Genomic DNA, 264 nt, shown 5'->3' with positions numbered 1-264 from the left:
GCCGCGGCTTTGCCGTAGTGGCTGATGAAGTGCGCGCCCTGGCCCACCGCACCCAGCAGTCGACCAGCGAAATCGAACGGATGATCGGCAGTATCCAGGGCGGCACCGAGCAGGCGGTCAACTCCATGCGCAACAGCACCGAACGCGCCGAGTCGACCCTGAACATCGCCCGTGGCGCTGGCCTTGCGCTGGAAACCATCACCGGCGCGGTGGCCGAGATCAACGAACGCAACCTGGTGATCGCCAGCGCCGCCGAAGAGCAGG

General features: G+C 66.7%; 1 protein-coding gene. It reads left to right on the top strand.

Annotated elements, in window-relative coordinates:
• Positions 1–264: methyl-accepting chemotaxis protein (locus tag UB48_RS28335; RefSeq protein ID WP_275560920.1), on the top strand; the 264-nt coding region annotated here is incomplete at both ends.

Source organism: Pseudomonas sp. 2(2015) (genome assembly GCF_000955865.1).
GTDB lineage: Bacteria > Pseudomonadota > Gammaproteobacteria > Pseudomonadales > Pseudomonadaceae > Aquipseudomonas.
The sequence above is the reverse complement of the archived record's forward strand: the minus strand, read 5'-3'. Positions and strand labels throughout refer to the sequence as shown.